This window comes from Bradyrhizobium sp. SZCCHNR1017 (genome assembly GCF_032381375.1).
Taxonomy (GTDB): Bacteria; Pseudomonadota; Alphaproteobacteria; order Rhizobiales; family Xanthobacteraceae; genus Bradyrhizobium.
In genome coordinates, this window is sequence record NZ_JAUHIR010000008.1 from 110,654 (window position 1) to 131,776 (window position 21,123).

Sequence of the window (21,123 nt, forward strand, 5' to 3'; positions counted from 1 at the left end):
TGACGGGGGTGGGAATGCACGGCCGCACCAACCACCACCAAGGAGAGACTGAATGGACCCCACCATGGGCGAGACCACCTTCGACGTTTACGAGTCCGCTTCCACCCTCGCGAACGAAACTGCAGTCGTCACCACGGCGTCGCCGGCAACTGCTCCGGAGACCAGCTATCCGGTCGGCGCCGTCGACTTCAACAAGCCGTTCGAGGTGTTCGATTCCAACGACGATGACGATCGGCACAGCAACGCCCGCGTCCTGGCTGTCCTGGCCGGCAACAACTATCCCGTGGTCGTCGTCTCGAACGACGGCAGCGAGGAGGTTGTCACCCAGTTCGACACCGATGGCAACAGCCTCAACGGCGACCTGAGCGTCGAGAATGTCGGCCCTGCGGTCGAGCAGATCAAGTTCGTGATCATCTTCAAGGACCGTCGCGATTTCTCGCTCGGCGCCGAGCTGTATGACACCGAGCAGGCGGCGTTCGACGTGGCACGCAACGAAAGCGATGTCTTCGCAGTCCTGCCGGTCACGATCCCTGCCCTCAAGCAGGAGATCCCGCCGGTCCAGGTCGCCGCCACGTCCGATGACGACGAGGAGGACGAGGGCGAGGCAGTCGATGCCGGTCCGAAGTACGTCGCCGGCATGACGCTGAAGACCGGCGACAAGGTGCGTGCGTATCGCAAGAACCGCGGTTCGCGCACCTGCACCATCCTCAAGACCCGCCACTACCCGGCACACAAGCAGCTCTACATCCAGGCGGATGGCGAGAACCCCTACTGGGCACTGAACAAGAACATCAGCCGCAACTGGTGATGCGACCTGCCCGCTCTCTACGGAGGGCGGGCACCCCACCCATTTTCTTCGACCATCAACAACAAGGCCGTAGCATGAAAGAGCCAGTCCGCGTCATCGATGAGCCGACCTTCGCCGCTCGCCTTCGCGAGGTGCTGTCGAGCACCGATCTTTCCCAGGTGAATGCCGTCACCGGCCCCGGGCGATCCGGCGCTGTCGCCGCCGTCTATGCCTCGCATATCCTGCACATCCCGTATATTCCGTACGGAGCCCGCTGTCCGGCAGGCTTCAAGCTGCTGATCGTCGACACCGCACGTGAGAGCGGCCGAACGCTGCGCAAGGCAGCCCGGCGCTACACGGACTCCGATCCGACCGTCGTGGTCGCCTTCGAGGAACCGCCTCGCGTCATGTTCTGGTACGAGGCGCCGAAGCCGCAGTTCTACCGGCACGAAAACAAGGTGGCGGCATGAAGCGTGCCATCCTCATGGCAGCTCTGCTGCTCGCCGGCTGCGACGACGGCGACAACGACATCCCCAAGCCGCGCCTGACATGCACCCAGGTCACAGCTCAATACCCGTGCGGACGCGGTGGCACATGCGAGCAATGCGGCAACTGGCAGATCGGATGCCCAAAGCCGCTGGAGCTGCATCAACAAATCGCGACCGGCAAATACGGGAAGGATGAAACCCAGCTCGTCTGTCGATTGAAGGAGCATCGCGATGTTTCTGCGTGGTCGCCGATGGCGGCACCCCTGCGATAAGGACGATCCGGCGCAGCGCGCCATTGGAGCTGCGTTCCGCTTCCTGCTCGAAGAGCACACCTGGAAGCGCCATCCCGAACCATTCTCGAAGAGCAAACGAGGACGTGAACGTCGGGCCGTGAGGCGCTTCGTTCGCCGCGGAGACTGCTATGAAGCTGAAATACTGGTCTGATCGCGAGCAACAAATCCTGCGCGACAATCCGCAGATGCCAGTCAAAGAGCTGAAGAAGAAGCTCCCCGGCAGATCGGAACAGGCGATCAAACGAAAGCGAGACGATCTCGGGCTCGCCGCCATTCGCGAGTACAAGAACTGGTACCCATCCGACGATCGGCAGCTGATCGAGCACGCGAAGACCAAGGGCGCGATCGAGGTGGCGCGGTTGATGGGGCGCGGTGAAGGATCAGTCCGCACGCGAGCCGAAACCCTCGGCATCAGGTTCAAGAGCGAGGTTTCGAAGTATGCGACGACCGGCAACGCGCTCGTTGATGCGATCCGGCGTCGCTGCGAGGAGGATGGCATCGCAGTCCGAGACCTCGATCGCGAGCTAAAGACAGGGGCGTATTTCTCGAGTCATTGCCTGGGGTCGAAGGCCAGGCGCCGACTCCCGGTGATGAAGCACATCGCCAAGGCCGTCGACTTCTTCGGCGGTGAATTGGTCATCAACTGGAAAGACGAATAGAGGAGGGAACAATGGACGCAAGCCGGCCGCGATCTTGGGGCGGCCGGTGACTGAAAAGCGCGGTAACGAAGGGACATAAGCAACAGTGAGAACTCTTCTAGGACGGGCGGAGAAGAGTAGAAAGAACAGAGTATGCGTCACAACAGGACAGGCGGTCTCGCTCGGCGGGTCCGCCTTTTTCGTTCACGGGACAGACCGGATCGGACAACGACAACTCCAAATCCCGCACCCAGGAGACGTTGCCCGTGACCACTATTCGCTACCGATCAAGGGATAGACCACAAGAGGCGCTCAAGCGCCCAAACTTTTCGCTTGCTCTTTTGTTTGCTTGAATGCAACCCGCGAACGGGAGAGGACTCCTCGCCGGCAGACGTGTGTCAGCTCGTTTGCTTGAATGCAATTCGCATGCACACCGGAGAAATGCATGTCCTTCTACCTCGTCCGGCTTGAGCCGGATCCGAACCAGCCCGGCGTCTGCACCGATGTGCCGCTGCCGGAATACGGTCCCTACGAGAAGGGGAGTGAAGCCGCCAAGGAGGCCAAGCGCGTCGGCGACTACCTTGGCGTCCGTGTGCAGCCTCGGCGCATGAGCCAGGCTGGAGATTGGCGCGAACGCCATCGCAAGCGCCTCGCTGATGGCATCGAGCGCGGCATTCTCAAGGCACTGCCGGCAAAATGGGATCTTCCTCCGATTTCGGACCACTTCGCCCACATCCAGCTGGTGGGCGCCCCCACCATGATCACCTTCGTCGCAACCGAAGAGGATGCAATCCTAGACAAGTTCACCTCGGTCACCCCTGGCCGGTACATCAGCAGGTACTACGACACGGATGATCACAAAATCCCTGACGACCAGCGCCGCAAGCTGATCTCGTCGATCGACCCCAGCGGGGAGGTCTTCTTCGCGTTCGATCCCGACGAGATCGTCCGCGTCTACGCGGATGGCCCTTCTTCGTGCATGGACGGCGACCACAAGTTCTCGACTCCGGTACGTCCGGTCTCGGTGTATGGAGCCGGCGACCTAGCTGTCGCCTACACGGTGAACAGCCGTGGCCGCATCCAGTCCCGCGCGGTCTGCTGGCCCAAGAACAAGGTCTATGGCCGCTGCTACGGCGACGTGCAGCGTTTGGAGGCCGCGTTGGAAGCCGAAGGCTTCGAGACGCCGCGCGAGGGCCACTCCGCCGACGAGAACGGTCCCACCTTCGTCGGCGCCAGGATGATGAAGGTCTTCCTGAACAACGACAAGAACTACGTCGTGATGCCCTACTTCGACGACCTCAAGATCTGCGTCGATGCCGGCGATCACTGGATCACCGCGGATAAGGAGCCGCCACCCAGCGCCGAGCAGCATCCCGACATCGTCAAGAGCGGCGGTACCAACGGCTACGCGGAAATCCAGCGTTGGTGCCCGAAGATGCGCAACTACTACAGCAAGCGGTCTTTCAGGCAGGTCAATGGCGTCGACCAGCAGTGGTCGGTGTCCGGCTGCGAGCGATACGCCTTCCAGTGCTCGGAAACGCATGAATATTGGCCCGATGAGGACCAATACAAGGTCGTTCTCCCGAACGTCGGTCGTGTCGGCGACTGCTGGGTTTCCAAGAAGTGGTTCGATGAGAACGGTGCGATCTGCGAGGCGACTGGCAAGCCCTGCAAGAAGTCCGATCTCGTCGAGCACAAAGGCAAGATGGTCTCTCGTCACTGGCTGCGATGGGCGAATGAGAGGTCGCTCCGAGACGCCGATTACGGTCTCAGGCCGCTTCGCGGACGGACTTTCGACAGGGTCTGGGTCGACGACCCGATCTCTGCCGACGTCTCCATATCACTCAGCCGGATGCCGATCCCGCTCGGTGAAATCACCATGCGCGAGATGATCGAAGGTCGCTTCGACCCGACCCCAGCACGAGACGTCGAATACGTCACGACGACAACCATCGACGGTCGCGTGATCCGTCGCCGCGTCGCCTAATCACAAGAAAGCAGAGCAATGAGCAACAAAGACCTCGAAACCCTCACCGCGATGCTGACCTACCGGCGGCCGGCCGGCTCGCAGACGGAAGCGGAGTTCGTCGCCCGCTTCCTGCTGCCGCTGGGCGTCAAGAAGGACCAGTTCGACAACCACTTCCTCATCGTCGGTGAGGAGAGGCCGACAGTCCTGTGGTCGTCGCACACCGACAGCGTCCACAACCGCACCGGCTACCAGAAAGTGCAGTACGACGGAAAATTCCTCCGCCTGCCGGAGAAATCGAAGTCGAACTGCCTCGGCGCCGACTGTGCCTCGGGCGTGTGGATCATGATGGAGATGATCAAGGCCAATGTGCCTGGTCTCTACATGTTCCATGCTGCCGAGGAGATCGGCTGCATCGGCTCCAGCGCGATCGCCGAGAAGACGCCGCAGTTCCTGGACGGCATCCAGGTGGCTGTGGCGTTCGATCGTCGCCGCACGCACTCGGTGATCACTCATCAGGGTCCGCGCTGCTGTTCGGATACGTTCGGCAGGTCGATTGCTGCTCAGCTGCCCGAGGGCTACAGGCTCGACCCGACCGGCTTCCTGACCGACACCAAGAAATACATCAACCTGGTGCCGGAGTGCAGCAACCTGTCGGTCGGCTACTTCGAAGAGCACCATCCGACCGAGAAGCAGGATGTTGATCACCTGATCAAGCTGCGCGACCACATGGTCAAGATCGACCAGAGCAAGTTCGTGGTCGAGCGTGATCCGAAGAAGCCAGAGCTGCCCAGCCAGATCCTGAGCAAGCTGTCCAGCTACCGGCGCAAGCGGCCATCCACGGTCTACGACCTAGTCTATCACAACCCGGGTCCAATCGCTCGCTTCCTGCAGGATGAGGTCGGCCTCACCTTCAAGGAGGTGAACACGATCATCGAATGCCAGAACCAGAAGCCTGACATCGATCAAGGCGGCAATCTCTCGATCTCTGACCTGTTCGATGACGACGACGATTTCGGCTTCGGCTTGGGCTCGAAGATCGCCTCCTGATCCACACAACATCACCACTGACAACAGAAAGACCACGCCATGAAGCTTGGAATGCAGGATCACGTCGACGTCGCGTCCGGTGTGCAGTCGGAGATCAAGGTTACGTTCGACATGAACGCGGTCGCCTTCTACGCCCAGATGTCGGGCCTGGCGAAGGACAAGATCGGCTACCCGATCCGCGAGATCTCCACCAACGCCTGGGACGCCTCCCGCGGCAATTACGAGGTCCATCTGCCGACCGGTTTGAACCCGGTCTTCCGCGTCCGCGACTTCGGTCCTGGCATGACGCCTGAGCAGATGCAGGAGGTCTACGCCAAGATGTATGCGTCGACCAAGCGCGAGAGCAACAACGACGTTGGTGGCTGGGGTCTCGGCCGCTTCTCGCCCTTCGCCTACCTGATCGGCGAGAGCGGCGCTGGCTCCTACAACGTCGTTTCCTACACCGGCGGCATGATGCGGGCCTACGTGATGTCGCTGGCCGCTGGCGGCTTCCCGGTGCTGCGCCTGCTCGCCGAGGTTCCGTCCGACGAGCCGTCAGGCCTCGACGTGTCGTTCCCGGTCCGTCGTGAAGACGTCCACGCCTTCAACAACCGGGCCAGCCAGATCCTGTGGTCGTTCAATCCACGCCCCAGGATCACCCCGGCGCCGCAGTGGAATGAGGCTGAGGTGTCGTCATCCGGCGAGGGCTGGACCTGGTACAAGGACCATACGGTTCCGTTCTACGGTCCGCAGGTCCGCATGGGCTGCGTCATGTATCCCATCGATCTACGCCAGATCGAGACCACCGGCTTCCTGCATCACGACGATACCGTGCTGTTCGACGCTCCGATCGGCTCGCTGAAGGTCACCCTGTCCCGTGAGGAACTGGCCTACGACGAGAACACCAAGGGAACGCTGAAGAACCTGGTTGCGTCGTTCGAGCAGAATTTCATCAACCAGGTTCGCCGGAAGGTGGATGCAGCCAAGACTCTGTTCGAGGCCTGCAAGGTGTTCGAGACCGAACAGGAAGAGCTGGGCATGACCCGGCTGGAGAAGCTGCGAAACCTGATCGAGTGGAATGGCCGCCGGCTCCACCAGCACATCCTGAAGCAGGACTTCAAGACGGCGAAGCTGGGTAATGACTGGCGGACGTTCGACAAGTTCGAGGACGTCGAGGTTCGCTCGTCCTGGGCTGCCGACGCCACGGTCGTCATCGAGCATAATCCGAACTACTCGTTCAGCCGCTTCATGATGGCGGAGTTGGTCGGCAAGAAGGTGCTCTGGGTCCGCTGCAAGCGTATCAACCGCGATGCCACTCTCGCTCGCCTCGGTAATCCCGAGAATGTTGTCGATCTCGACAGCTTCAAGGTTCCGGTCGAGAAGCGTCGCGGCAAAACGGTCCGCAAGCGCCGCACCCTGGTGGTCAGCGCAAGCGGCCTGACCAAGATGACGCAGGACGTCGATCTGGCCGATGGCGGCGAGTACATCGAGGAGTCGACCGCGGGTTACGGCCGGCGGCGGCGCCACGACAGCTGGTTCTATGTCAACGGTCGCACGATCAGCCTCTACGACCTCGACAGCGTGGTTGCTGACTGCGTGAGGCTCGGCATTCTGGAAGTTGGTCAGATGTTCCTGATCAAGGGCCAGGACGCGGTAACTCCGGACAACTGGTCGGAGATGGATATCGTCTCCGACCTGAAGGCGAAGGTCGATCCGACGCATCTGACCGAGAAGGACAATCGCACCTCGCTCGATAGCAACCTCTCGGTCTGGGCCAAGAGCCGTCAGATCGAGCGGATGCCGGACGATGTGCAGGCCTTTTGGTCAAAGCTGCACCAGGTTCAGTCCAGCCTGTCGCGCCGCGGCGCCCGGGAGACCACGCCATCCGACATCGCTCACGGCGCCCTCAAGAAGCTCGGCATCTCCGTCGAGATCAAGAGGGCGGACGATCCCGTGGTTGTGGTCGAGAGGGAATATGCCGAATTGGGCCAAAAGTACCCGCTGCTCCGGTCGATCATCAATCGCTCCGGCTACTACAGTTTCGACGGCGAGACCTACCGACAGCTGACGCACTATCTCGGCCTCCTGGTTGACAGCCAGGAGTTCCGGAAGCTGGCGCCAGCCAAGGACGAGAAGGTCACCGTCGAAGATGACGAGGATGCAGACCTGTACGACGACCTCGACGAAGACCTCGACGAGGCGGCCTGAAACCAACGGAAACCGTCATGATCCCGAGCATCATCACTGACACTTCGATCACGTTCATCGCACAGGGCCGGCCGTGGGTCCTGGCGATGGACCATCCGAAGTTCGGCGAGGTCAAGGAGTTGCTGCAGGCCGGCGAGGCCGACGCGAACAAACTCGTTTGTCTCGCTGACGTTCGGGTGGCGGTCGAAGCGGCCACCGATGGAGCGGCCGTCCTCAATGAGGACGGTCTTTTCCTGAACGGCGAGAAGCTTTCGGAGGCATGGGAGCAAAAGGCTCAGGCGACTCCGGATGCGATGAAAGTTCTGCTCGTGAGCCCGGGAGACCGGGTTCGCGTCCAGGGCGATCCCGATGCGCCTGATGGCATCTACACGGTCGGCGATGTCGACAATGCCGATGCCGACAAGCGCGTCTACGTCGAGAGCGACGAGGATTTCTTCGGCTTCGTCGCCAATACCTCCATCATCGAGATCATCAAGGAGTGAGAAACCACATGGACTTCTCTCTGTTCAAGCACGCTGTCTCGGCACAGTTCAAGAAGATGCGCGACGGCCATCTGTTCTGCACGGCGGTCGACAAGGACCAGCTCTGGGACGCCTATCTCGAAAGCTTCCCGGCCGGGTCCAATCCGGTTTTCCGCGAGCGCAGGGAGCATGACTGCAGCTGCTGTCGTCAGTTCATCCGCGCGGTCGGCAACGTCGTCGCGATCGTCGACGGCAAGCTGGTCTCGATCTGGGACGGAAAGGTGTCCGATCCTGTCTACCAGGCAGTCGCCGATGCGATGTCGCGGCTCGTGAAGTCTCGGGCGATCGCTGACGAATTTTTCCACCACGAGGCGTCGGTTGGAACCGACAAGAACTTCGAGGACGTTCTCGGCAAGGTTCGGGCCTGGGAGCACTTCCACCTGCACCTGCCGGCAGGCCGGGTCATGCGTGGCGACATGCTGGCTACCAAGCGTTCCGAGATCCGCTCGGCGCACGACTTGTTCCATCGTGCCCTGACCACCATCTCCATGGACTCGATCGACACCGTTCTGGAACTGATCGGCCAGAACTCGCTCTACCGCGGCCACGAGCACAAGTTCGCCGTGGAGGCCTTCCGGAAGGCCAAGGTGGCGTTCGATCGGCTACCGCAAGATCAGCGCGACCCGTTCGTCTGGCTCGCTGTGAAGGCCAATCCGGGGTCTGTGACGGGCATCCGCAACACCTCGATCGGCACCCTGCTCATCGACCTGTCCGAGGGCATGGAGATGGAGAACGCGGTCCGCAAGTTCGAGGCCATGGTGGCCCCGGAGAATTACAAGCGGCCGACCGCCCTGGTGACCAAGGCCATGATCGAGAAGGCCAAGGCCACAATCACCGAGCTGGGTCTGACGGGTGCCCTGGAGCGGCGCTACGCCCGCACGACGGACATCTCGGCGGCCAACATCCTATTCGCGGACAACGCGACCCGGAAGGTGATCGACGGCGACGTGTTCGACTCGATCCCGGTCAAGTCGAGCACCCGGAAGATCGACAAGGTTGAAGAGCTGCCGATCGAGAAGTTCCTCTCGCAGGTCGTTCCGAGCGCCGAGTCAATCGAGGTGATGTTCGAGAACAAGCACATCTCGAACCTGGTAAGCCTGATCGCGCCGGTCGATCCAGGCGCCGCCCGGCTATTCAAGTGGGACAACAACTTCTCCTGGTCCTACAACGGCGACATGGCGGACGGCGTCCGTGAGCGCGTCAAGCAGGCCGGCGGAAACGTCAGCGGCGACCTGTGCTGCCGGCTCGCATGGTCGAACTACGACGATCTCGATTTCCACATGCGCGAGCCGGATGGGAACGAGATCTATTTCGGCAACAAGGGCCAGCGGTCTCGCTGCGGTGGCATGCTGGACGTCGACATGAATGCCGGCGGCGGCAAGAGCCGACATCCGGTGGAGAACATCTTCTATAGCTCGCAGTCGACGATGCGGGAGGGCGTCTACGAGCTGATCGTGGAGAACTTCTGCAAGCGAGAGTCGGTTGATGTCGGCTTCGAGGTCGAGATCGACTGGCTCGGCCAGATCACGCGGTTCGCCTATCCCAAGGCGGTCCGCCACAAGGAGAAGATCTCCGTCGCGAAGCTCAAATACTCCCGAGCCAAGGGCATCGAGATCATCTCCTCAATGCCATCCACGCAGTCGACCAAGACGGTCTGGAACATCGCGACCCAGGCCTTCCACCCCGTCAACCTGATGATGCTGTCCCCGAACTATTGGGACGGGCACGGCGTCGGCAACAAGCACTACTTCTTCATGCTCGAAGGCTGCCTGAACGACGGACAGGCGCGCGGGTTCTTCAACGAGTTCCTCCGCGAAGATCTCTCCAAGCATCGGAAAGTCATCGAGATCGTCGGCTCGAGGATGAGGACGGCCGAGTCGGCCGCGCAGATCAACGGCCTCGGCTTCTCCAGCACACAGCGCAACGAGATCCTGGCCAAAGTGAAGGGCAATTTCACCCGGACCGTCAAGGTCGTATTCTGAAGGAGAACTGAATGTCAGATTTGTTCGAGAAGGCCTCTCGCCTGAAGCTCCGCTTCCCCTCCCCGCTCGGCGGCGGCGGCCTGACGGTCGAGCAGCTGTGGGACCTGCAGATCAGCAGCAGGGCCAAGAACAGCGCGGACTTGACCAGCATCGCCCGCGAGCTGAACCGCCGGCTCAAGGACAGCAGCACCGACGATGACCTGCCCTGGCTCAGCAGCTCGTCCAAGGCTGACAACGAGCTGCAGCTCGCCTTCGACATCGTCAAGCACGTCGTCGAGACGAAGAAGGCCGAGGCCGAGAAGGCTGCCGAGACCGCGGCGAACCGGGAGAAGAAGCAGCAGATCCTGGCCCTGATCGCCGCCAAGGAGACCGAGGAGCTGGGCGGCAAGTCGCTCGACGATCTCCGCAAGCTCGCTGCAGAGTTGTGATGCGTCGGCCGGGCGGCTTCGTGCTGCCCGGCCATTTGCTTGAATGCAAACAAATAGAGGATCCGATGCCAGAGACGGCAAAATGCACCCTTTGCGCCGCGGTGGAATCACCTGGCTTCTACACCGGCTGCATGGTCAGGGACGGTGAGGTGACTGACTGGCGATGCGATGGAAAAGGGCACCTTACCCGCGCGACCTTCCGTGAGGCCCTCGACATCTTCTACCAGGGTTGCCAGCGGATCTCCGAGGAGCACCGCGCAGCGAAGTACTCGTCGATCCCCAAATACACCTGGCACATCGTGGAGCTGAACAAGCGTTGGAAGATCATCCAGGGGACCGGCGTCCACTGCTTCGTCGACAAGGCGACCGGTGACGTACTCAAGGCCGAAAGCTGGTCCAAGCCGGCCGAGCACGCCCGCGGCAACATATTCGACGAGCACAACGGGCTCGAGAAAATGGGACCGTACGGTCCGGCTTATCTCCGATGAGGCCCTACGGAGCCAAACGCACCTTTGCCAGGTGCCGCACCTTCATTCGCAGGATGGGCGGAAAGGTCCACGTGGTCATCACGGTCAAGAACCGCAAGCGAGACAGGGCTGCGGCAAAACTCACGACAAAACGGGAAGCGGAGGCGTCATGACTGAGAGCGAATTGAGGGCTGTCCGGCAAGTCGAGCAGACTCCGGTTATGATTGGACCGATTGACGGTCATGATCGGACGTTGCTCTACGGATACGACAGCGACGCCAACACCTGGCACGTCTATCAGGCGAACGGTGAGCTGCATCGCGTGATCTATATCGGATCGAATCCATCTCCCGAGTCGCACGATAACGGGCCGGAAATGATCCCGGCTGCGCTCATCCCGAACAAGCGCCTCTACCCCGAGGCCTGCGACTTCGACTTCTGTTTGAAGCTCGCCTCGCTCGGCGTCTACCTTCCATTCACCACCTACGGCACGCTTGGGGATCTCTCCGCTCGCGGCCCGTTCATTGGGAAGACATTCTGATGAAGGAATACGCATTCGACGTGAAGCTTTGGGCGGTATGCCGCGTCAAAGCCGAGGACGAGAAGCAGGCGCGCGAGGCAATGAAGATTGCCCTGGATTGCGTCGATGTTGGCTTCAAGTTCGGACCCGACATCGACGGCTGTGAGGTCTCGCTGACTGAGGCCAGCATCGAGGATGAAGGTGACAGTTCCGAGCTGATCGAAATCGATGGGGAGGCAGTCTGATGGCCAAGACATTCACTGACCTGCAGAACCGGATCATGGCGCGGGCCATCTCGCAGAGCGTCAGCGAGACCATCTACCTGCGCAAGGGACACTTTCCAGCGACGCGAAGCCTCATCGAGAAGGGCTTCCTCGATCCTAACTGCTACGGGATGGTCCAGACCCAGCACGTGACGCCGGAGGGCAAGACCGCCTTCTTCACGGAGCACGGCGACGTGTTCGCGATCGAGGACATCTACGACAACTGCTGGATCGTCTTCGAGGATCGCAAGGTGATCGCCAAGCCGCGCAGCGAGGAGAACGCCAGGCGCATCGTCGCCGCGCTGAAGGTGCTTCGCCAGGAGGAGCGCCTTGAGCAGAAAGCCGTAGCTTGATTTGCTTTTTTATTTGCATGAATGCATATAATTGCTAACGTGCCCGCACCCAACCAGACGAGGAACACATGTCCAGCACCGCGGCAGCGCCCGCAATCTACGTTCCGTCGCCGCAGCAGGCTGCCTTTCAGAATGAGGCCTGGAACGGGACCAGCTCGATCGTCCTGATCGCCGTGGCCGGCGCCGGCAAATCGACCACGATCGTCCATACGGTCAGCCGCATGCGAGGCAGCAGCGTCATCCTGGCGTTCGGAAAAAAGATCGCCACCGAGTTGAAGGAGAAGCTGAAGAAGCTGGGCATTGACTGGAAGAAGGCCGAGGCCTCGACCTGCCACGCCATCGCGCTTCGGAACTACCGCAAGCGCTTCTCCGGCGTGAGGATCGACGAGGAGAAGGTCGGCCGGATCACAGCCGGCTGGATCGACACCAACCGGATCGATGCGTCACTCGCACCGCACGTCGGTGTCGTGGTCCAGCTCGTGGGCCTTGCCAAGCAGTCAGGCGTCGGCATCGAGGGCTGCGGCGACATCGAGGATACCTCGGTCTGGGAGGATATCGCCGAGCACTTTGACCTGTTCGACGAGGAGGCCACGCAGAAGAAGGCCGACGATCTGATCGAGCTGGCGATCGACGTGCTGAAGGAGTCGAACAGCAATCCGGACGTCATCGACTTCAACGACATGATCTATCTCGCCCTGCTCTATCGGGTGAAGATGTGGCAGTACGACACGGTCATCATCGACGAGGCGCAGGACACCAACACGGTGCGCCGGCTGCTGGCTCGGGCGTTGATGAAGCCGAATGGCCGGCTGTTCGCGGTCGGCGACCCCCACCAGGCCATCTTCGGCTTCACCGGGGCCGACAACGACAGCCTGGACATCATCAAGCAGGAGTTTGGCGCCAAGGAGATGCCGCTCACGGTCACCTACCGGTGCCCGAAGACGGTGGTCAAGTTTGCCCAGACATGGGTCAATCACATCCAGGCTCACCCGAGCGCGCCGGAAGGCAGGATCAGCCTCGAAACCTTCGAGCAGATGATCCAGCAGCGTGACCGGCTGAACGGCGATTCGGCGATCCTGTGCCGCAACACCAGGCCGCTCGTGAATGCAGCCTTCGCCCTTATCCGGGAGAAGGTGCCGTGCCGGATCGAGGGCCGCGACATCGGCGAGCAGCTCAAGAAGCTGGCGACCCGCTGGAAATCCATCAACACCATCCCCGAGCTGGAGGAAAAGCTGGAGGACTGGCTGGAGAAGGAGAAAGAGCGCTGGCTGCCGAAGAAGAAGATGTCGAAGGTCCAGGAGGCCGAGGACAAGTTCGAAACCCTCAAGGTCATCATGGATGCGTGCCGTGAGGACAAGCACGACCTCATCTCTTCGGTCGTTAGCTATATCGACTGGATCTTCGCCGACAACGTCCAGGGCATCCTGACGCTCTGCACGATCCACCGCGCAAAGGGTCGTGAGTGGAAACGAGTCTACTGGCTGGACCGGTTCAGCACCTGCCCGTCCAAATACGCCAGCATGCCCTGGGAGAAGGAGCAGGAGATCAACCTGCAGTACGTGGCCGCCACGCGCGCCATGGACGAGCTGATCGACCTGATGCCGCCGCTGCCCAAGGTCAAGCCGGTCAACGATAACCAGCAGCCCGCCCAGGGCCAGCTGCCACTGACGCAGAAGGTGGCTTGATGCTGCCGAAGCTCGTCTACCCCTACGGCCGGCCTCCTGATGGGAGTTCGGTCCTCTGGCGGTGCGAAGCCCAGCGATATTCCGTGTGCATCGATCCTGACGCCGACCGCTACGGCGTCACGGATCCGCAGCTGGAAATGCGCTGGCATCGCATCATCAGCCGAACCCCGAAAGGGGCCTGGATCAGCGGACGCTTTATCCTGCTGACAGCAACCAAGCGATGGGCCTGTCCGACCGAGGAAGAGGCCCTCGAATCTTTCATCGCCAGGAAGCGTAAGCAGATCAACATCCTGAGCCACAAGCTCCATCGCGCGGAGCAGGACCTGGCGCTCGCCTTTCCCCATATGCACGTCCTGAGACTTGCTTGAATGCAAACAAAGGAGTTCCCATGAACGGATGTATCGTGTGGAAGGGTCCGTCCGAGGTGGACGGCAGCCCCATTATGCTGATCGCCACCGGCCTTGAGGATGGCGGCAGCAACTCCAAGACCGGTGCGATGGCGCAGCTCTACATCCTGCGCCAGGACATGAACCCGCTGAAGGCGAGCCAGACCGGCGATGACAAGGCGATCTGCGGCAGCTGCATTCACATGGGCAGGGTGGTCACCGACCTCAAGACAGGGCTTCGCCGAAACGAGGGCCGCTCCTGCTACGTGATGCTGTGGCGCGGTCCGCACGTTGTCTTCGACGCCTACCAGCGCGGCGTCTATCCCGAGGTCACGCTCGCCAAGGCCCGCAAGCTGCTCGCCGGCAAGCGCGTCCGTGCCGGCGCCTATGGCGATCCTGGCGCGATCCCGATGGCCGTCTGGGAGACGATCCTGGCGAAGGTCCACGACGTCACCGGCTTCACCCACATGTGGCGCGAGAAGCCTGAGCTGGCGGCGTTCTGCATGGCCTCCTGCGACACCGAGATCGACCGCGTGCTCGCCAAGGCGCTCGGCTTCCGAACCTACCGCGTGCGTCCTGAGGGCGCTCCGAAGCTCGCCGGTGAGGGTCACTGCCCCGCGTCCAAGGAGATGGGCAAGGCCACTCAGTGCGCCCAGTGCCTGCTCTGCGGCGGCCACAAGACCGCGGCGAAGGCCGACATCACCATCCAGGTCCACGGGCCCGGCCGAAACAACTTCCAACCAGTGCTGCAGGCTGCGTAATGGCCAAGAACGCTGAATATTTCGGCCGCGGCTCCGTTGGCCTGCTCGAATCGCTCGATGGCGAGGAGGACATCGCGAGCCTCATCAGAACCTCGCGCGGCAGCAGCCGCTCCACCCTGCGCACCACCGATCACCGCCGCCACGATGAGGCGGAGGATGGCTACGACGAATTGGACTTCGCATAGGAGACGACATTGGACGACGAAAAGATCGAGCGCCAGATCGCCGAGAAGATGGTCGATGACGCTCTTGCAGCCGGCTACACGATCGACGTGTGGGACGGCGGTGATTTCCCCCTGAAGCAGAGCAGCGACCGCGAGGCGATCCTCAAGGCAATGTTCTCGACCGACGAGGACAGGCTGTACCTGACCAAGGACGGCAAGACCGCCTGGGTGTGGCTGGTCTACGGCAACAGCTACCACCTGATCAGCGATTACACGATCAGCCTCGCAACGGTCCTGGCCGGCGCCGAGAAGCTCTCCGATGAGCTGGAGGACCAGTATGGCCAAGCTGCTTAAGGAGGCGTTTGGCTTCAAGGCCGAGCAGCGCGTGCGTCTCAAGATCGAGACCAAGGGCGCGGACCACGAGGACATCGAGCACACGATGCCGGCTGGCTCGATCGGCATCATCGACCACATCGAGGTCTACACCGGAAGCCAGGGGATCGTATTCCACGTCTGGATCCCCGTCGACGAGACCAACGAGCGCGGCATCGTCAATTCGTTCGACCAGCTCGATGGACCAATCACTAACTTCCTGGAGGCACTGTGAAGGAGAATCAGGAGCTTACGGAGGCGTTCGGCTTCAAGGTTGGCCAGAAGGTTCGGATCCTTGAAGAGACGATGGGTTCGGATCACGAGGACATTGAGCACGTCGTGGCGGCCGGCGCTACAGGAACGATCGAGATCATCGAGGTTCTGCGGGCGCAAGGCACTGCATTCCACGTCGCCATCCCGGTCGACGACACCAACGAACGTCACATCGTCAACGTCTTCGATGAGCGCGACGGTCCCATCACCAATTTCTTGGAGGCACTATGACGAAGCGTAATTTCCGATCACCGCCGTTGTTCTATGTCGCGCAACGGAAGGACGGAAAATGGGTACTGATGGCGACCGAGCCTGTGCTCAGGACGGCGGCCGTACGTCTCGTCGCGTCGGCGTGGAAGGAAGGCAACCTCGCCCGCATCCGGGATGCTGATTCGGTGAGGAAGGCTGCATGATCGTGGGTGCTGATTTGCATAAATACAACCGCGCGTGCTCTAAAAATCACAGGACCGGTGTTTACATGGCGGTAGGAACATTCCTTTGTTCGTGGTGTATAGGCCTGTTGGCCGCCGCCGTGACACAATCGGGACCACAGCAACGAGGTGGGAAATGCCATCGCAGGCACCCGACAACGAGAAGTTTCTGACCGGTGAGGAGACCAAGTTGTGGCGGATTTCCCGCGGGCTGAACCAGGCCGAAGTTGCCCAGTGGCTCGGCATCACGCCGCAGGCGGTCAGCAAGCAGGAGCGGCGCGGCGTCTCAAAGATTGTAGCATTGGCGCTGGCGGCGCTCGACCGTGGTCTACCGCCATTTCGTCCATCCCAGGAGGACTACGACGCCACCGAGAATAAGGGAAAACGGGAATGAAATCTTCCATCGTAGAGGATCCACCTAATCCGGTTCGTAGGGAGATCAACCCGCGCTTCAAGAGCCGGCTGCCCGTCATCATCGGACGGGCATGCGACTGCCTCGTCAGGATCGAGCCCGAGATCAAGAAACTCGAAGTCTTTCTGAGGGAGTTCGCAGAGTATCTCGACTTCGAAATCGAGAAGGTCCGTCTCGAGATTGCGAAGACGGAATGGCAGGATCGAGTCGATCGAGCCCAGCTGGATGATGCTAGGGAGTGGCTCGCAAAGCTTCGTCAGCTTCGGAAGGACTTCGACATCGACCTGATGACAGCCCCTTCAGGCTACATCAGGTCAACGGTCGCTAGGGTCGAGACGCTCTTTGGAGCTATCGACGTAAGTCAGTGCTGACTTACAAGCGCACGATCACGGCGACGATGGCGATCTCAGCGACATCGTCAAATGCCATCCGCTCTTCATCGCCGGCCGGCATCGTCTTCGTCATGACGAGGCCTCGCTCGTCGATGCTGGTCAGCAGTCGAACCTTCGACTTCCCGTCCTTGCCGGTCACCAGGATCATGTCACCGGCAACGGGATCACGGCGCTTCGTGCCGTAGCAGAGCGACCCTGCCTTCAGCCACAGACCAAACGAATCATCCGGCACATGGAACGCGAAGCCCGTCTCGTCTCCGTCAAGCTGAGGCGGAGCCGGAACGTAGCCATCCCTTCGGCTCGAAGCTGCAGCCTGCAACGAAGCCGGCAGAGCGGACACATGCTTGAACTCGACGGTCGCCGTCCTGGCGGCGATAGGACGCAGTCCAGCGCGCTTCGACATCCCTTCCGGGACTTCTGTGCCGTTCTCCTCCGTCTCAGCTCCGAGAGCCTCCATGACCTTCTTCGTGATCGGGATGCCCGAAGCGTCCGCGATCTTCGCAAGAGTCTTCTGAGTAGGAAGGAAAGGATGCTCGGGGTTGTTGAGGAGGCGCAGCAAAGTCGACGGAGCGAGTTCCGCCTTCCTTGCAAGCTCCGTAGCATTCCACCGCTTTCGATCGAGGATGTAGTCGATCCACTCGATCACGACCTGCTTCGGAGTTTGTGCTTTTGTTTTCGCTGCCACTTTTTCGAGAGCCAAGGTCATTGCAATGCGCCTTTTTCTATCAGTCTTTAGAAAATGAAACTAGGGTTGAACGGGATTTCCTCCCAGAATCGTTTTCGAGCTGTGATCTTCTGGTCAAGAATTCCGTTTGCATGCCGGCCCCATCCATTTGTTTGGATGCTAACACCTCTCCCCTAGTCTAGGTTTCAGGCGAATGCAACGAAATTTTCGTTCGTCATCCGTTCTTGTTTTTCCACAAATATATAATAAAATCAATAGCTTGCCGCTTGCGAGGCGGGCGCAGCAATTTTGAGCATTGCTAACAATTGCCTGAACTCCTGCAAATGCAGGCCTGCATGTACAATGGCGATCGCATCTGCAACATGCTCATTGTCCAGATGCAACTCGCCTTTCCGGTTCAGAATCTTACCGCCTTTCCCAGTTGTGTCGCGGTCGTAGAGCTTCCAGGGAGCCTCTGGATAGCGCCGCGCAGCCCAGGAGATGATCTCCGGCTTCTCGGCCTTTGGATTGCCCACGCTCCCCTTCTTCGTCTCCAGCGGCATGACCTGGAAGAGCGGGATCTGGATCGACGCGAGAACGCCAGCGGCAGCTCCAAAGCCGTAGGAGGCTCTTGCAGCCTTGGCGCCTGACGGGATCTCCGCAAAGGCCACCGTGCAGCCGGCAAGCTCCTCGTGGAGCCCGGCATGCAGCTCTCGGGCACGTCGCAGGTCATCCGAGTTCTGCCGGATCAGCTTCTTTTTGCCGGCCAGCTTCTCGGTCGAGATCGTTCGGAATCTATCGAGCTTCAGTTCCAGCGTGCTGAGGTCGAGCCACATTCGGGCGATCCCGAAATTGGCGAACGCCGGATCGAGGCCGGCTACGAGGATGGGGTTCATCGGTCCCTAGTGGGTGTCGGTGTTGCCGCATCACCACATCTCGTGGCTTGCCTTTGCATTTGCATTCGGGCAAATACATCACCCCTCGCCGGCCGTCAAGCTGGCGACAGCCAACAAGAAACATCGCATGAGCCTCAGAGCACTCACCTGGGCGTTCGACCTTGTCGACGCGGATCTCACACCCACCCTCAAGCTGGTCCTCATCACGCTGGCGAACTACGCCAACGAGAAGTTCGAGACCTATCCGAAGCAGAGCACGATCGCCGTCAAGTCCTGCTTGACCCGGCAGACGGTCTGCACCGCACTGACCAAGCTGGAAGATCTCAACCTCATCACCTCCACCCAGCGCTACTACGACAACGGCGGATTCCGCTCGAAGGTCTACCGGCTGAACGTGCCGGCGGCGCTGGAGGAGAGCATCAATGATGATGACCCCCTGTCAAATACGCCGACACCGGGGGTGTCAAATTCCCCGACACCGGGTGTCAGCGACGATGACAGGGGGTGTCCGCCTCCCCGACGAGCCCTGTCAAATACGCCGACAAGGGGTGTCGGCGAGGCCGACAACAATAACCGTGTACTAGAACCAGACTCAGAACCGAAACCAGAACCACGTCGCAAGCAGCGACGGACGGCGGAGTGGCCTTCGGATTACGAGGAGCAGTTCTGGGCGCTTGTTGCCAAGAAAGTCGGCAAGGAAGCTGCACTGGCCAAGCTCGCTCGGATCGAGAAGGCCGACAAGGTCGAGTTCAAGGACATCATCGAAGGCATGCGCCGGTACGCAAACAGTCCGGACGTGCGTCGAGACCTCCGTGATCCGGATCGTCGCCGGTTCGTCATGCATCCGACAACCTGGCTCAACCAGGGCCGGTGGTCGGACGAAGACGGTATGCCGCCGGAGTCATCCGATGATCGCCATCGCCGGGTCCTGGCACGACGCACGGTGGCGATCTGATGGCCGGCGTCGATGTCGGAAAGGTGCTGGCTGAGCACGGTATCAAGCTCAGGTCCCTGAAGTTCGGCAACCAGTACACGCTCTGTCCGATGTGCTCGCACACGAGGAAGGGGGCTCACAAGAAGATCCGATGCCTCAGCGTCAAGATCGACGACCGAGGCGTCGTCTGGAATTGCCACCATTGCGCATGGAGTGACGGAGAGAATGCTAAGCGAGAAGCACGCGAGAGGACTGGAGGACAGAGGCCTGTGCCCCGAACTGGCGGTGGTTATGGGGCTCTACAGCGGGACTCTCTCGCGCGATGGGCAGGACAAGGTCATCGTCGTTCCGGACCCGGACGGTAAGGTTCTGTGTTGGCCCTACTTCGAAGAGAGCGACGTCGAGGTCAACTGCAAGTACCGCTGGGCACAGGACGGCGAGCGCCGTTTCATGCAGAAGCGGAACGCTGCCAAGACCCTCTACAACGCGAGGATCTTCTGGGACGAGGCGATCATGAACCGGCTCGAAGCCGGAGCGGAATCGCTCATCTGGACGGAGGGCGAACCTGACTGCCACGCCGTGCTGCTGTCCGGCTACGACACCTGCGTCTCGGTGCCGGACGGAGCGCCGCCGGCTCGCGACAAGAACGGCAAGCTGATCCACGTTCCGGATGACGATCGGGACATCGACCCCGAGGACGATGACAAGTTCTCGTTCATGGGCCGGCTGATGGACGCGCTACAGCGGGTCAAGCACCACATCATCGCCGTCGATGGCGATGAGCCCGGCGGCCGGCTCGCGAAGGAGCTGGTGCGCCGGCTGGGCGCGGCCAAGTGCCTCTGGGTCGAATACCCGAAGGACGAAGTCGTTCCGGACAAGAAGCGCAGAGGCAAGAAGCGCGCTTGCAAGGACATGAACGAGGTCAAGCTGTACCTCGGCGCCGAGAAGGTGCGGGAGCTGATCGATAACGCCAAACCGTGGCCGGTCAAGGGCCTGTTCCGGCTGAGCGACTATCCCGAGGTTGAGATCCCGCCGATGGCTGAGGTCGGGATTTCGGACATCCTCGACAAGCACATGAAGTTCTACCCCGGCCAGTTCGTCGTTGCCACCGGCATCCCGAACGTCGGCAAATCGACCTTCATCAACCAGTGCGCCGTGCTGCTCGCCAAGCGGCACAAATGGCCGGTCGCGATCTTCTCAGGCGAGAAGGACGTCAAGCCGTTCCTGGCCCACGAGCTGATGACCGCCTTCCTCGACAAGCCTCGCGAGGACTGGTCGATGGAGGAGAAGCTGCGTGCGACGGCATTCGTTCAGCGCTACTTCCAGTTCATCGATTACGATGACTCGATGGAAGGCGATATCGACCTGAAGTTCGTCCTGGACACGGCGGCTGCCGCGGTTTTCCGGGACGGCGTGAAGCTGCTGATCATCGATCCCTGGAATGAGCTGGAGCATACCAGGCCGCCAAGCGTGTCGCTGACTGAATACGTTGGAAAGGCTATCAAGCAGATGAAGCGCTTCGCAAAGCAATTCGGCGTCTGCGTCATCGTCGTGGCTCACCCGACCAAGCTGGACCCGAAGGTCACGCCAGGTCTCTACAACATCTCAGACTCGGCGCACTGGGCCAACAAGGCGGACCTGGGCATCGTCGTCAACGCTGATCCCGAGCGCGCGGCAGAGGCGCCGAACGAACGTCAGATCATCATCCCAAAGGTGAGGCTGAAGCGGATCGCCGGCATGACCGGCACCGTGGATCTGACCTTCGACGATCGAGCGAGCCTGTTTCGCAAGTTCGATTTTTGAAAAAGTG

At 60.9% G+C, this 21,123-nt stretch carries 27 protein-coding genes; 25 read left to right on the plus strand and 2 right to left on the minus strand.

Features of this window, described 5'->3' with window-relative positions; translation table 11 throughout:
• Positions 1–52 precede the first annotated feature (52 nt).
• The 23 genes from QW863_RS20500 (at position 53) to QW863_RS20610 (ending at position 16,798) form a co-directional block, all read left to right on the plus strand.
• The gene (locus QW863_RS20500; RefSeq protein WP_315768501.1) at positions 53–808 is read left to right on the plus strand and encodes a hypothetical protein; all 756 of its coding nucleotides are present in this window, start codon (positions 53–55) and stop codon (positions 806–808) included.
• Positions 809–882: 74 nt separating this feature from the next.
• Entirely contained in the window at positions 883–1,257 is a 375-nt protein-coding gene (locus tag QW863_RS20505; RefSeq protein ID WP_315768503.1) for a hypothetical protein, read from the plus strand.
• Complete coding sequence (locus QW863_RS20510; RefSeq protein ID WP_315768505.1) at positions 1,254–1,547, plus strand: hypothetical protein; 294 nt, start codon at positions 1,254–1,256, stop codon at positions 1,545–1,547. Before QW863_RS20505 ends, QW863_RS20510 begins: the two co-directional genes overlap by 4 nt.
• A gap of 149 nt (positions 1,548–1,696) precedes the next feature.
• Positions 1,697–2,227: a hypothetical protein gene (locus QW863_RS20515; RefSeq protein WP_315768506.1), complete on the plus strand. Its 531-nt coding sequence runs from the start codon at positions 1,697–1,699 to the stop codon at positions 2,225–2,227.
• Between the two features lie 484 nt (positions 2,228–2,711).
• Positions 2,712–4,193 (plus strand): hypothetical protein, encoded by a 1,482-nt coding sequence (locus tag QW863_RS20520; protein WP_315768508.1) that lies wholly within the window; start codon positions 2,712–2,714, stop codon positions 4,191–4,193.
• A gap of 18 nt (positions 4,194–4,211) precedes the next feature.
• Complete coding sequence (locus tag QW863_RS20525) at positions 4,212–5,222, plus strand: M28 family peptidase (protein ID WP_315768510.1); 1,011 nt, start codon at positions 4,212–4,214, stop codon at positions 5,220–5,222.
• Positions 5,223–5,261: 39 nt separating this feature from the next.
• On the plus strand, positions 5,262–7,409 hold the full coding sequence (locus QW863_RS20530) for an ATP-binding protein (protein ID WP_315768512.1): 2,148 nt from the start codon (positions 5,262–5,264) through the stop codon (positions 7,407–7,409).
• A gap of 17 nt (positions 7,410–7,426) precedes the next feature.
• Positions 7,427–7,891 carry a hypothetical protein gene (locus tag QW863_RS20535; protein ID WP_315768514.1) on the plus strand — a complete coding sequence of 155 codons (465 nt, stop codon included), beginning with the start codon at positions 7,427–7,429 and terminating at the stop codon, positions 7,889–7,891.
• 8 nt (positions 7,892–7,899) lie between these two features.
• Entirely contained in the window at positions 7,900–9,912 is a 2,013-nt protein-coding gene (locus tag QW863_RS20540) for a hypothetical protein (protein ID WP_315768516.1), read from the plus strand.
• Positions 9,913–9,923: 11 nt separating this feature from the next.
• Positions 9,924–10,340: a hypothetical protein gene (locus QW863_RS20545; protein ID WP_315740045.1), complete on the plus strand. Its 417-nt coding sequence runs from the start codon at positions 9,924–9,926 to the stop codon at positions 10,338–10,340.
• A complete protein-coding gene (locus QW863_RS20550) occupies positions 10,340–10,828 on the plus strand; it encodes a hypothetical protein (protein ID WP_315768518.1) in 489 nt (162 codons plus the stop codon). The genes QW863_RS20545 and QW863_RS20550 overlap by 1 nt, the downstream gene beginning before the upstream one ends.
• Before the next feature lie 148 nt (positions 10,829–10,976).
• Positions 10,977–11,348 carry a hypothetical protein gene (locus tag QW863_RS20555; RefSeq protein ID WP_315768520.1) on the plus strand — a complete coding sequence of 124 codons (372 nt, stop codon included), beginning with the start codon at positions 10,977–10,979 and terminating at the stop codon, positions 11,346–11,348.
• Positions 11,348–11,572 carry a hypothetical protein gene (locus QW863_RS20560; protein WP_315768522.1) on the plus strand — a complete coding sequence of 75 codons (225 nt, stop codon included), beginning with the start codon at positions 11,348–11,350 and terminating at the stop codon, positions 11,570–11,572. The genes QW863_RS20555 and QW863_RS20560 overlap by 1 nt, the downstream gene beginning before the upstream one ends.
• Positions 11,572–11,943 (plus strand): hypothetical protein, encoded by a 372-nt coding sequence (locus tag QW863_RS20565; protein WP_315768524.1) that lies wholly within the window; start codon positions 11,572–11,574, stop codon positions 11,941–11,943. The genes QW863_RS20560 and QW863_RS20565 overlap by 1 nt, the downstream gene beginning before the upstream one ends.
• Positions 11,944–12,011: 68 nt before the next feature.
• Complete coding sequence (locus QW863_RS20570; RefSeq protein ID WP_315768525.1) at positions 12,012–13,628, plus strand: ATP-dependent helicase; 1,617 nt, start codon at positions 12,012–12,014, stop codon at positions 13,626–13,628.
• Positions 13,628–13,996, plus strand: a complete 369-nt coding sequence (locus QW863_RS20575; protein WP_315768527.1) for a hypothetical protein — start codon at positions 13,628–13,630, stop codon at positions 13,994–13,996. Before QW863_RS20570 ends, QW863_RS20575 begins: the two co-directional genes overlap by 1 nt.
• Positions 13,997–14,016: 20 nt before the next feature.
• Positions 14,017–14,775, plus strand: a complete 759-nt coding sequence (locus QW863_RS20580) for a hypothetical protein (RefSeq protein WP_315768529.1) — start codon at positions 14,017–14,019, stop codon at positions 14,773–14,775.
• Positions 14,775–14,960, plus strand: coding sequence for a hypothetical protein (locus tag QW863_RS20585; RefSeq protein WP_315768531.1), 186 nt, complete (start codon positions 14,775–14,777; stop codon positions 14,958–14,960). Before QW863_RS20580 ends, QW863_RS20585 begins: the two co-directional genes overlap by 1 nt.
• Before the next feature lie 9 nt (positions 14,961–14,969).
• Positions 14,970–15,293, plus strand: coding sequence for a hypothetical protein (locus tag QW863_RS20590; RefSeq protein WP_315768533.1), 324 nt, complete (start codon positions 14,970–14,972; stop codon positions 15,291–15,293).
• The gene (locus QW863_RS20595) at positions 15,277–15,546 is read left to right on the plus strand and encodes a hypothetical protein (protein ID WP_315740036.1); all 270 of its coding nucleotides are present in this window, start codon (positions 15,277–15,279) and stop codon (positions 15,544–15,546) included. Before QW863_RS20590 ends, QW863_RS20595 begins: the two co-directional genes overlap by 17 nt.
• A complete protein-coding gene (locus QW863_RS20600) occupies positions 15,543–15,815 on the plus strand; it encodes a hypothetical protein (protein WP_315768536.1) in 273 nt (90 codons plus the stop codon). Before QW863_RS20595 ends, QW863_RS20600 begins: the two co-directional genes overlap by 4 nt.
• A 336-nt stretch (positions 15,816–16,151) precedes the next feature.
• Positions 16,152–16,409 (plus strand): hypothetical protein, encoded by a 258-nt coding sequence (locus QW863_RS20605; protein ID WP_315740033.1) that lies wholly within the window; start codon positions 16,152–16,154, stop codon positions 16,407–16,409.
• Entirely contained in the window at positions 16,406–16,798 is a 393-nt protein-coding gene (locus tag QW863_RS20610) for a hypothetical protein (RefSeq protein ID WP_315768538.1), read from the plus strand. The genes QW863_RS20605 and QW863_RS20610 overlap by 4 nt, the downstream gene beginning before the upstream one ends.
• A gap of 1 nt (position 16,799) precedes the next feature.
• Here the strand turns inward: QW863_RS20610 and QW863_RS20615 are convergent, their stop codons facing one another.
• Together QW863_RS20615 and QW863_RS20620 are read right to left on the minus strand one after the other, a co-directional pair.
• Positions 16,800–17,525 carry a helix-turn-helix transcriptional regulator gene (locus QW863_RS20615; protein WP_315740031.1) on the minus strand — a complete coding sequence of 242 codons (726 nt, stop codon included), beginning with the start codon at positions 17,523–17,525 and terminating at the stop codon, positions 16,800–16,802.
• A gap of 230 nt (positions 17,526–17,755) precedes the next feature.
• Positions 17,756–18,379 carry a hypothetical protein gene (locus tag QW863_RS20620; protein WP_315768540.1) on the minus strand — a complete coding sequence of 208 codons (624 nt, stop codon included), beginning with the start codon at positions 18,377–18,379 and terminating at the stop codon, positions 17,756–17,758.
• A gap of 22 nt (positions 18,380–18,401) precedes the next feature.
• On the opposite strand from QW863_RS20620, the gene QW863_RS20625 reads away from it, so the two are divergent.
• The gene (locus QW863_RS20625; protein WP_315768542.1) at positions 18,402–19,334 is read left to right on the plus strand and encodes a helix-turn-helix domain-containing protein; all 933 of its coding nucleotides are present in this window, start codon (positions 18,402–18,404) and stop codon (positions 19,332–19,334) included.
• 204 nt (positions 19,335–19,538) lie between these two features.
• Positions 19,539–21,116: a DnaB-like helicase C-terminal domain-containing protein gene (locus QW863_RS20630; RefSeq protein ID WP_315768544.1), complete on the plus strand. Its 1,578-nt coding sequence runs from the start codon at positions 19,539–19,541 to the stop codon at positions 21,114–21,116.
• Positions 21,117–21,123 lie beyond the last annotated feature (7 nt).